Raw genomic sequence first — 11,400 nt, 5'->3', positions numbered from 1 at the left:
GTACAATTTAAAGGAGTGAATATATATGTCAATAGCAGATTATATTGAAGACAGAGCAAGAGCTAAACAAAGAGAAATCAAATATGAAATTTGGAAAGCTAAAAATCATGATAGCAGAATGAGAACTCAAGGGGCTTTACTTGGAGCATTAATTGGTGTATCAGCAGGTATTTTATTAGCACCAAAATCTGGTAAAGAAACTAGAGAAGACATCGGTGAAGCTTTTGATGAAACAGTAAGAACTGTAAAAGAAACTTCAACTGATTTAGTTGATAATGCTAAAGATACTTATGAAGATATCAAATACAGAGCTTACACAGATTTAGAACCAGTTAGAGAAGGATTTGACTACGGAAAAGAAATCGCTAGACAAACTGGAGATCAAATTGCACAAACAGCTGGAAACGTAAAAGACAATCTTTCTGAAGGTGCTTCTGAAGTATCAAAAATTGTTTCTAACACAGCAAGTAATGTAGCAGATGATGTTAAAGCTGGTGCTGAAGATGTTAAAGATGTAGCTGATGAAAAAGGTGAAAAAATCACCATCGAAGCAAACAAAGGTAAAGAAGAAATAAAAGAAAATGCTGACAAAGCTATCGATAAAACAAAAGATGAAGCTGAAGAAGCTAAAGAAAATCTTAAACAAGTAAAAAAAGATATCGAAAATAAAAAAAATAAAAATAACTAGGGAGTTTTAAATGCTAACAATTAACTTTAATCTTCTTGGAAACATTATTTTAACTATTGTTGGAATTGTTGCACTTGTTTACTTAATATTGACACTAAAAAGTGCAAATGAACTAGTTAAAAAAATCCATGGAGTACTAGACAAAAACGAAGATAATATTGATCAAGTAATTGACAAACTTCCTGGTGTTGTTGATCAAGCCAATATGTTAGTTAACAACGTAAATACAGTTGTTCAAGATCCTAACTTGAGAATGGCTATAGCAAAAGCAAATGACACTATGACTAATGTTAATAGTATCACTGATGATATTAGAGACACAGTAAACTATGTTGGTGAAACAGCTATAGATAGTATTGATACAGTTGGTGCAGGAATTGCATCAGTAGGTGATTATTCAAGCTTAGTTATAGATGTTGTTGATATAGTTAAAAACGTAATATCAGGTAGATAATTATAAATTAAGGTCATCATGAGATGACCTTTTTTTTGAAAAGAGGTAAATATGGGGCAACCAACAATTAAAGATGTAGCCAAACTTGCCGGAGTTTCAATATCTACAGTTTCTAGAGTTATGAATAACTCAAAACCAGTGAGTCCTGAAGCTAGGCAAAAAGTTTTAGATGCTATAGCAAAGCTAGATTTTAAGCCAAATGAACTTGCAAGATCTCTAGTAATGAGAAGATCTAATTTAGTAGGTGTCATAGTTGAAGATATTGGAATCGAATATATGGCTCAGCTTATTAGAGGAATTGAAGAGATAGGAAGAGTTTACAATTACGATATTCTACTTCAAAGTTCATACGGTAACGAAGAAGCACTTAACAATTCTATTGATTTCTTAGCTACAAAACAAGTTGAGGGATTGATAATTATTACAGAAAATCTTACAGATGAAACTTTGATAAAGCTTCGTGAAACAAGAGTTCCTTTTATATTGCTAGATAAATATCATGCATATAAAAATCTTAACACTGTCAAAATTGATTATAGCAAGGAACAGTATAAACTTATAAAATATCTTTATGACTTAGGTCATGAAAATGTATTATATATTGGAAATAGCGAAGATAATGTACTTAATAATGCAAAATTTGCGGGATACAACCAAGCTGCTGATGAATTAAACAAAGAAAATTTTGTACTAAAAATTGATGGATTATCAAGCAATGATGGGTATAACATAGGCAAGGAAGCTATAAAAATTTGCAAGGATAACAATATTACTGCAGTTTCACTTATGAATGATGAAATGGCAATAGGATTAATTGACTATTGTGCTGATAATGGAATAAAAGTTCCAGATGATTTATCCGTAGTTGGATTTGGAGATTCTTCTATTGCAAATATTTATAGGCCGAACTTAACTACGGTTTCGATTCCATATTATGATATAGGAGCTATTGCTATAAGAGCACTCATAAAAAGAATAAAGCATGAAGAAGAAATATTGCTTGATGATTGGGTAATAGAATGTACTATTGTAGCAAGGGAATCTAGTAAATAAGTTAGTTGAAAAAACGTTTATAAAACACTATAATATATATAGATATAAGAGGAGGAAAATATGGCTGAAAGAAATGTTGTTATAAAAAATGAAACTGGTTTACACGCAAGACCTGCTGCATCACTAGTTCAATTTGTTAAAAATTATCCAGGTGAAGTAAAAATTATTAAAGAAGGTAAAGAAGCAAATGCAAAATCAATCTTTAATGTTATGAGCCTTGGAATTGCTAAAGGAACTGATATTACTTTAGTAGTTGAAGGAGAAGATGAAGATAAATTTGCAGATGAATTAGTTGATTTTATTAATAACTTATCAGAATAATATTTAACATTTTAGGATACTGATTAGTATCCTTTTTTTTATAAATAATTAGGAAAGGATAAATATGAATACAAGGTACGAGGGTATAAAAGCAAGCAATGGAATAGCCATTGGGACTATTTACCTGTTTAATAGGGAAGAAGTAACAATTGATGAGTCAAAGATAGAAGAAAACATGATTGAAAATGAAAAAAATCGTGTTGAAACATCTATTAATGATTACATTAGCGAGCTAGATAATACTGAAGGTGCAAATGAAGCTCAAATTAATATTGCAAACGCCCACAAAGAATTATTACAAGATCCTTACTTTTCAGATACAATAAATTCAAAAATTGAAAATGAATTGAAAAACTCTGAGATGGCTTTAAATGAAACTGTTAATGAAATGGTGGAAATTATGAGCCAAATTGATGATGAATACCTAAAAGAGCGAGCTAGTGATTATAAAGATATAGGCTATCAATTAATGTATAAATTAAAAGGCATCAAGCCTAAAGATTTATCATTAATTGAAAAAAACTCTATAGTAATTTCTAAAGAATTAACACCATCAGATACTTCAAATATGAATAAGGAGAACGTAGCAGGATTTGCTACAGATCTTGGTGGAAAAACAAGCCATACATCTATTATCGCACAAACTTTAGATATTCCCGCTTTAGTTGGTATGCAAGATATTTCAACAAAAGTACAGGGGGGAGAAAAAGCAATAATAGATGGAAATGAGGGAGTAATTATCCTAAATCCTTCAGAAGATTTAATATCTGACTATGAATCAAAAATCAAAGTACAAAAAGAAAAACAAGAGAGATTAAAGGAGGTTAAAGATAAAGAAGCTATAACAAAAGATGGTAAAAAAGTTGAGGTTGCTGCTAATATAGGAAACCTTGAAGACTTGAAAATTGCCATTGAAAATGGATGTGATGGAGTAGGCTTGTTTAGAACAGAGTTTTTATACATGGAAAATGATCATTTTCCAACTGAAGAAGAACAATTTGAAGTTTATAAAGAAGCTACAGAAATGCTTGGACAAAAACCACTTATTATTAGAACCTTGGATATAGGTGGTGATAAAGGCTTAGATTATTTCACATTCCCAGTTGAAGAAAATCCATTTTTAGGATATAGAGCAATTAGGCTTTGTTTAGATAGAGAAGATATCTTTAGAACTCAACTTAAGGCCTTAGTTAGGGCATCAGCATTTGGTAATCTAAAAATAATGATTCCGATGGTCATCAATATTTCAGAATTTAAAAGAACATTAGAAATTATTGAAGAAATTAAAAGTGAGTTAGATCAAAATGGGGTTGAATACAACAAAAATCTTGAAGTAGGTATTATGATAGAAACTCCTGCATCAGTGTTTATGGCTGATCAATTTATAAAATATGTTGATTTCTTCTCAATTGGTACAAATGACCTTTCACAATACACTCTAGCTGTAGATAGGGGAAATGAAAATATTTCTGACCTTTACTCAAATTATAACCCAGCTGTTTTAAGAGCTATAAAACATGTAATTGATCAATCACATAAGACAGGAAAATGGACTGGAATGTGTGGCCAATTTGCATCAGATACACAAGCTACAAAATTACTTCTGGGTTTAGGATTAGATGAGTTTTCTGCTTCAGCATCAAAAATTGCAGAAGTAAAAGATACAATAATAAAATCACATCAAAAAGAAGAAGAGGAATTTGCGATTTCACTTTTAAATATAGAGACTCCAGAAGAAGTAGAAGAAAAGGTGAAAGAGCATAACTAAAAAGATGCCAATTTATATTAAAAATCAGATTCAAAATATTAATTATTTTAAAAATAATGGTATTAAAATAAAAGAAATAAATTTCATTAACCATGATAGGTATAGGGTTGTGACAGAAAATCAAAAATTTGTTGTAAATTTATATGATAATGATACTTATCCAAAAATTGAGACTCTGGAGTTAAACAAGGAAGATATATTAGAAAAAGGTCAACTTGATCAAAATAATATTTATCAAGTAAGTAGGTTAAATAAAACAACTAATCTTTATGATTATTTAAAAAATCACAGAAAAAAAGATAACTATGATTTGGGTTTTAAATTTGGAAAAATTCTTAAAAAAGTTCATAATGTTCTCATAGATGAAAAAGTAAATTGGTTTGAGATATTTAATACTAGAGCCAACTATCTTTTTTATATGCATGGAGTAAATGAATATATAGGTGATGATGACTATATATTAATTGATTATATAAATGCTAATAAACACCTTACAAAAAATGTCAATCAAAGATATATTTTTAATAAATTAAACTATGAAAATATTCTTATAGATGAAAACGGAAAAATAAGTATCTATGGTTTAGATTTTAATAAAGTTGGAGATAGGGTGTATGATTTTGCAAGAATAAATTATTTTGCATTAGAATCTGAAGAATTTGTAAAAGGATGCTTTGATAGCTACTTTAAAGAAGCAAAAGTTCCGGTTAAGTTTTATAGACTATTAGCTTTATATGCCGCCTATAATATATTGTATGATATAGTAGAATACAGAGACAATGAAAAGTGTGCCTATAATAAAGAAGAAATAGATGGACTTTTAAAAATATATGATAATTTTAACACTTTTATTCCGACTTGGCTTTAAAGAGGGCTTTATGCCTTCTTTTTTTATGTGTCAATTGAATTTAAGAGTAATCTATGGTAAGCTTTTATTGTTAATTGGAGGTAATTTATGAAAAAGAATATCAGTATTTTTGTAGGTTCTATATTATTTGCAGTCGGAGTATACTTCTTCATTTTACAACATAATATAGCTGCAGGAGGTATTTCGGGGATTGCTCTTATACTTTCAAATTTATTTGGTTTTAATGTTGGTACAATAAACTTAATCTTAAATGCTATTGTATTAACTCTTGGTGCTATTTTTATAAGTGTAAAGTTTGTAAAAAGATCGATATTATCAGCTGCAACTGTATCAATATCCTTGATACTTTTAGAAAAGATTTTTCCTAATACTATATTAACTCATGATATAATTCTTAACTCTGTTTTTGGTCCTTTGATAGTGTCACTTGGTATGGGACTTATATTCTATAACGGAGGATCTACAGGAAGTACTGATGTTATAGCTACCATAATTAATAAATACACAAATATACCTATACATATAAGTTTATTTTCAACAGATTTTATAGTAATTATCTTTTCGATTTTTGTAATTGGATTTGAAAAATCATTATATGCAATTTTAGTAATTATGATTCAAAATATGGCCTTAAATAATGTTATACAAGGTCTTGGTAGGAAAATTGCAATATTTGTTATAAGTGATAAGTATGAAGAAATAAATAAACTATTAATTAATAAATACCGTAGAGGGGTAACTTTACTCCATGCAGAAGGTGGCTTTACTGGTAGAGAAAAAAAATTAATACTTACAATTTCTACTAATAGAAGATATCCTTTAATTAGAGAAGATATTCTAGAAACAGATGATAAAGCATTTATATTTACACATACTATTTCCGAAGTCTTTGGGGAAGGATTTACAACAAAAGAGTTAGAATAGGAGATAATTATTAAAGAATTTAAAATAAAAAGATTTAGAAAAAATAAGGCATATTTAGCAACTAAATTTGGAGATGCTATCATAGATAAAAAAGAAGTTAGAGATAAAAATCAAGGGGATAGTGTTAAAGTTTATCTATATCAAGATTTAAATCATGTACTAAAAGCTACAAAAGAATTCCCTTATGAATTTGAAAGGGTCTACGATTTAAGAGCAGTAAAAATTGACAAAAAAGGTGTCTATTTTGAAATGCCAAATAAAAATCATATTTTTATGCCTTTTTCAGAAAGAACCTATAGGATAATAGTAGATATGATTTATCCAGTAGCCTTTAAAGTTGATAGTAATGGAGAAGTATTTCTTACTTCTAAGATAAGGGATTTGCTAACTACTGACCATAATTTTGAAGAAAATGATGAAGTTAGTGGTAGGATTTATTCAATTAATAAATCCATAGGTGCATTTATTGCTATTGATGATAAATATGATTCCTTATTAAGGATTGATGAATTAAAAGGGGTATTTGTAGAAGGAGAGCTAGTTAATGCCAGAGTTAAAGAAATAAAATCTGATGGAAAAATTGAGCTTTCCCTTAGACAAAGGGCACATTTAGAAATAGATAATGATAGTGATAAAATTCTAGACTATCTTTACGATAATGATGGGATTGTCTATCTATCTGATAAATCTAGCCCAGATAAAATAAGTAAAACTTTTGGAATGAGTAAGGCTAGTTTCAAAAGAGCAATTGGAAGACTTTATAAGAACAACGATATTAAAATATTTGAGAACAAAATTGAATTGATAAAGAGGATATAATGACTGAAAATAAACTATTAGCAGAAGTAAACGGAAAAGAAATCTATCTTAGCGATGTATATGAACTTATGCAAGGAATGCCAGATAAAGATAGATTTAATAATGAGCAAGGAATAAATGTTCTTGCTGATGAATTAGTAAATCAAGAATTAATACTTAAAGATGCAAAAGAGAAAAATTATGACCAAGACAAAGAATTCATCGATGAACTTGAAATTGTTAAGGATAATATGCTAAAAAATTATGCTATGCATAAGGTCTTTGAATCTGTAAGTATTAGTGATGAAGAATTAGAAAATTATTATAATGAAAACAAAGATACCTTATTTTCGCCAGTTACCTATACTGCAAGTCATATTTTAGTAGATGATGAAAATAAAGCAAATAAAATTTATGATGAAATAAAAAATGGACTAGACTTTGCAAAAGCTGCCGAAAAATATTCTAAAGATCCATCAGCAATGAATGGTGGTGCACTAGGATCATTTCCAAAAGGTGTAATGGTAAAAGAATTCCAAGAAGGCCTTGATTCGATTGAAATTGGTGAAATTTCAAAACCAGTTAAAACAGATTTTGGTTATCATTTAATTAAATTAGATGATAAGAGTGAAACACAAAGTTCATTTGAGCAATTAAAAGAGCAAGTACAATCAACCTATGAAATGTTAAAAAGACAAGAAAAATATCTAGATTTAGTAAATGAACTTTCAAAAGAGGCTGAGGTTAAAAAGTATTATTAGGCAAACTTTATGGATTATGAAAATTTAACCAATAATCTAAAATTAAATATCAACCATACTATGGCCTATGATGATGTAGAAACAGCTGCAGATGTTGTAAATAAATTTATATTAGAAAAAGCTAGATCACATCAATACGAGATAGTAGAATTAAATGATTCTTACTACATCAAAAAAGGCGTATCTCCAAAAGCTATTTTACATCTAAATGCAGACGCTAGATTTTTGTACAGAAATTTAGAATTTGAACAAACAGATAAAGAAAGAATTATAGCAGGGAAAAATATTTACTTGTTTAATGCTATATTTGTAATAGCAAACTTACTTGATTTATCAACCAATGATTTTGATGTTCTAATTACAAATAACAATATACAAAATGACATAAAAAATTATAGTAGTCTTAAAGATGTTATTAGAAGTGATAAGGTAATCAACTTAAATCTTCGTCAGGCAAAATGTATTGCTGATGAATTTAGTGCACTTAATTTATTAAATATAAAATTACCGATTATAAGAAACGAGATAAATAATTCCTATAAAACTTTTAGATTGTCTTTATCTAATCTAATTGGTGGCCATACAGGAGAAGATTTAGATAAAGTAAGACTTAACTCCATAAAAGCTTGTTTGGGTTTGATTAGAAAAATTAAATCAAAGGTAGACCTAGATATTGTAAAATTACAAGGTGGGGATAGATATGACTATATACCAAATTTTGCAAGTATTGATTTTATTATAAATTCTAATTTTGAAAATGAATTAATTAATACATTTGAATTGTTCAAAAATCAATATATTGAAAAAAATTTGAAATATGAACCAGAAATGGATATAGAACTTAAAGAAATTGAATCAGATGCTAATAGTTCAATTTCAGATAAGTCATTTAGTCATCTATCATCTTTTGTAGAGTTAATACCGACTGGTGCTTATTCAGTAAATTCAAATAATAATCAACTAATAAGCTCTATAAATTTATCAACCGCTAGAACTTTTGAGGATTATATTAACTTTATAATTGTGTGCAGATCATTATCTGATGAAAGCATGAATGAAATGCTAGAGAAGATGCAAACTGCTGCAAGTATTAGTGAAAGCAAAATTAAAATTGGATTGAGCCTACCAAGGTGGAAAAATTCGGATGATTTATTAACAGAAGCTTTTTCTAAAGTTTATCGTGATTTGGTGGGTGAAGACTTTGAAATAGTTAAAACTCAATATTCTTTAGATTCTAGTATGATTTTTTCTAACCTAGATGTTAAGATTGTGTCAATAGGGGTAGAATATAAACAAAGAGATGATAACATGTTTTTTACTGATTTATCAGAGATAATTAATGTGACAAATCTTATAGATGATGTGTTATCGTACATTTAAAATAAGGAGCTAATATGACAGAAAAAATTGAACTTCATGGACATGAGCTAGAATTTTTAAAAAACAACGGCAAGGCTGTAATAGAAATAGATCTAGGCGAAAGAACTGATGAATGTTATTTAATAGATATTTTTACAGTTGATCAAACAGATTATGTAGCTCTAATATCTAGTGAAACTAGTGAAATTTATATTTTCTATTATGAAGACTCATTTGAAAATGATGAGATAGATTTGAAAGTAGTTGAAGATGAGGAAGAATTAGAAGAAGTGTTCCACTTATTTACTCATTATTGGGATGATGAAGCACTTGATAACCTTGTAGAAGAGTACAATTCTGACATCGAACACTTTGATGGATTTGAAGATGAGGATGGCTTTGAATATGGAATTGACGAAGAAGATATCCTTGAGGATTCTGATTCTATAGATGAGTAATCCATACTATTCCATTAGTGAATATTACAAAGATACCTACGGAGAAAAAGTTTACAAATTACCTATAAAACTTTCTCTAACTTGCCCTAACAGGGATGGAGCAGCTTGTTATGGAGGTTGCATATTTTGTGGAGAAAGTGGTGGGAGTTTTGAAAATCTACCTTCTTATATGACAGTAGATGAACAACTTGAAAAAAATAAAAATTATATAGGTAGTAGGTATAAGGCAAATATGTTTATTGCATATTTTCAAAATTTCACAAATACTTACATGTCATTAGAAGAATTTAAGGAAATAATTAAAGCTTGTGATAAAGATTATATTGTTGCGGTTTCTATATCAACTAGGTCTGATTCTGTAACAGAAGATAAATTAATTTTTTTAGACCAATGGTCAAAAGAAACTGGAAAAGACATCATATTTGAACTTGGACTTCAAACAGCAAATTATAAAACCCTAGAAATATTAAATAGGGGAGAGGATTTAGCTGATTTTATATACGCTTGCAATCTATTAAATAAATTTAATTTTAGAATTTGCACTCACGTTATATTATCCCTACCATGGGATGATACTAGAGATGTTAGACAAACAGCTAGAATTATAAATGCGCTTAATGTAAAAGAAGTTAAGATTCATTCTTTGTTTATAACTAAAAATACAAAACTATATGAAATGTATAGAAACAATGAATTTGAAATGCCAAGTAAAGACGAATATGAAGATAATGTAATCGATTTTTTAAGGTTAATAAAACCAGATGTAGCTATTCAAAGACTTGTAGGTAGGGCTCCAAAAGAAGATACATTTTTTTGTAACCGGGATACTTCATGGTGGCTTATAAGAGATGAAATAATTGAAACTATGAATAATAAAGGATATATCCAAGGTGATAGATCCAAAAGAATTATTTTTGATAAAATAAAGGGGGATAAATCATGATTTATTATGTACTAGGACAATCAGGAACAGGTAAAACTCAATATCTAATTGAAGAGGCTAATAAAGAAAGAGAAAAAAATCTAAATAACATCGTATTTATTAATACAGATGACGATAAAACAAGAATCTTAGATCACCAAGTTAGGGTAATCAATGCTAAATCTTACGGAATCTGCTGCATTTGCTCTTTAAAAGGATTTATTGCAGGTATCCTTGCTCGTGATTATGATATCGGAAAAGTTTATGTTGATGGTATATATGACATACTTGATTTAGAAACTGAAGATTTAGAAAAATTAACTAATGAGTTAAATGATCTTTCTGAATATGCTAAAGCTGATATCTATCTTGGTTTAGATTGGTCAAAAGATGATATCCCTGAATCAACCAAAGCTAACATTATTGAAGTTAAATAATAACTTAATATTTGGCCGTCTCTATGAGACGGTTTTTTAATTATGATTAAAGAAATAGAAAAACTTAAACAATTTGAAACATTCAGAAAGGAATCCATAGATTTATTAGAAGAATCAAAAGTTGATAAAGAAACTTTTTTGTCAAAAAATCTAGCTTTTCTAGAAAAACTTAATTTAAAACCATTTACTACAATAAATACAGTAAATGAGGCCTTGTATAATTATCATTATTACAATCTTTTAGCAAAGAAATCTAACCTAGATGCCCAAAAAGTAATTCATAATGTTAGAAAAAAGAAAATTTACATCAAACATATAAATCAAAGAGAAAATTATTATCACTTAAAAGACATGGCTACCTTAAGATTGATTGAGATTTTAGAATATGAAAATATGGAGAGCTACTACATAATTTTAAAATCAAATAGATTAAAGGGTGAAATATTTGAAATATATGTGAAAAACATGGACCAAGCCATATTACATTCTAAAAGTAAATTAATTTTAGAAAAGCTAAAAGAACATGAAGTTTTTGTAGATGAAGAAAGGCAATCACTTATTGATTCTTATGTAAATAAAACCTATTAAT

14 protein-coding genes and 1 pseudogene are annotated in these 11,400 nt (G+C 28.4%); all 15 read left to right on the top strand.

The genetic code is table 11. The annotated features are described in order from the left end of the window. Positions 1–25 precede the first annotated feature (25 nt). Positions 26–688, top strand: coding sequence for a YtxH domain-containing protein (locus ACF3NF_RS00895; RefSeq protein WP_394023399.1), 663 nt, complete (start codon positions 26–28; stop codon positions 686–688). A gap of 10 nt (positions 689–698) precedes the next feature. Next, complete coding sequence (locus tag ACF3NF_RS00890) at positions 699–1,142, top strand: hypothetical protein (protein WP_262122210.1); 444 nt, start codon at positions 699–701, stop codon at positions 1,140–1,142. A gap of 51 nt (positions 1,143–1,193) precedes the next feature. Next, complete coding sequence (locus ACF3NF_RS00885) at positions 1,194–2,195, top strand: LacI family DNA-binding transcriptional regulator (RefSeq protein ID WP_394023397.1); 1,002 nt, start codon at positions 1,194–1,196, stop codon at positions 2,193–2,195. A 60-nt stretch (positions 2,196–2,255) separates the two neighbouring features. Continuing rightward, the gene (locus ACF3NF_RS00880; protein ID WP_394023395.1) at positions 2,256–2,516 is read left to right on the top strand and encodes an HPr family phosphocarrier protein; all 261 of its coding nucleotides are present in this window, start codon (positions 2,256–2,258) and stop codon (positions 2,514–2,516) included. Positions 2,517–2,580: 64 nt separating this feature from the next. After that, complete coding sequence (gene ptsP / locus ACF3NF_RS00875) at positions 2,581–4,284, top strand: phosphoenolpyruvate--protein phosphotransferase (RefSeq protein ID WP_394023393.1); 1,704 nt, start codon at positions 2,581–2,583, stop codon at positions 4,282–4,284. Positions 4,285–4,288: 4 nt separating this feature from the next. Further along, on the top strand, positions 4,289–5,152 hold the full coding sequence (locus tag ACF3NF_RS00870) for a kanamycin kinase (RefSeq protein WP_394023391.1): 864 nt from the start codon (positions 4,289–4,291) through the stop codon (positions 5,150–5,152). Positions 5,153–5,239: 87 nt separating this feature from the next. Continuing rightward, on the top strand, positions 5,240–6,076 hold the full coding sequence (locus tag ACF3NF_RS00865) for a YitT family protein (RefSeq protein WP_394023389.1): 837 nt from the start codon (positions 5,240–5,242) through the stop codon (positions 6,074–6,076). A 3-nt stretch (positions 6,077–6,079) separates the two neighbouring features. Beyond that, positions 6,080–6,187, top strand: a pseudogene (locus tag ACF3NF_RS00860) (RNA-binding protein); the annotation flags it as partial. Positions 6,188–6,325: 138 nt separating this feature from the next. Beyond that, positions 6,326–6,895 carry a S1 RNA-binding domain-containing protein gene (locus tag ACF3NF_RS00855; protein WP_394023387.1) on the top strand — a complete coding sequence of 190 codons (570 nt, stop codon included), beginning with the start codon at positions 6,326–6,328 and terminating at the stop codon, positions 6,893–6,895. Continuing rightward, on the top strand, positions 6,895–7,635 hold the full coding sequence (locus tag ACF3NF_RS00850) for a peptidylprolyl isomerase (protein WP_394023385.1): 741 nt from the start codon (positions 6,895–6,897) through the stop codon (positions 7,633–7,635). The genes ACF3NF_RS00855 and ACF3NF_RS00850 overlap by 1 nt, the downstream gene beginning before the upstream one ends. A 9-nt stretch (positions 7,636–7,644) precedes the next feature. Beyond that, positions 7,645–9,015, top strand: coding sequence for a zinc-binding metallopeptidase family protein (locus ACF3NF_RS00845; protein WP_394023383.1), 1,371 nt, complete (start codon positions 7,645–7,647; stop codon positions 9,013–9,015). Between the two features lie 14 nt (positions 9,016–9,029). After that, a complete protein-coding gene (locus ACF3NF_RS00840; RefSeq protein WP_394023381.1) occupies positions 9,030–9,452 on the top strand; it encodes a DUF1292 domain-containing protein in 423 nt (140 codons plus the stop codon). Beyond that, positions 9,445–10,395, top strand: coding sequence for a TIGR01212 family radical SAM protein (locus ACF3NF_RS00835; protein ID WP_394023379.1), 951 nt, complete (start codon positions 9,445–9,447; stop codon positions 10,393–10,395). The genes ACF3NF_RS00840 and ACF3NF_RS00835 overlap by 8 nt, the downstream gene beginning before the upstream one ends. Beyond that, positions 10,392–10,811, top strand: coding sequence for a hypothetical protein (locus ACF3NF_RS00830; protein ID WP_394023377.1), 420 nt, complete (start codon positions 10,392–10,394; stop codon positions 10,809–10,811). The genes ACF3NF_RS00835 and ACF3NF_RS00830 overlap by 4 nt, the downstream gene beginning before the upstream one ends. A gap of 42 nt (positions 10,812–10,853) precedes the next feature. Beyond that, on the top strand, positions 10,854–11,399 hold the full coding sequence (locus ACF3NF_RS00825) for a DUF6648 family protein (protein ID WP_394023375.1): 546 nt from the start codon (positions 10,854–10,856) through the stop codon (positions 11,397–11,399). Position 11,400: the final 1 nt, after the last annotated feature.

The organism is Anaerococcus martiniensis (assembly GCF_043187485.1).
Lineage (GTDB): Bacteria > Bacillota > Clostridia > Tissierellales > Peptoniphilaceae > Anaerococcus > Anaerococcus martiniensis.
This window is presented reverse-complemented; position numbering and strand designations above follow the sequence as displayed.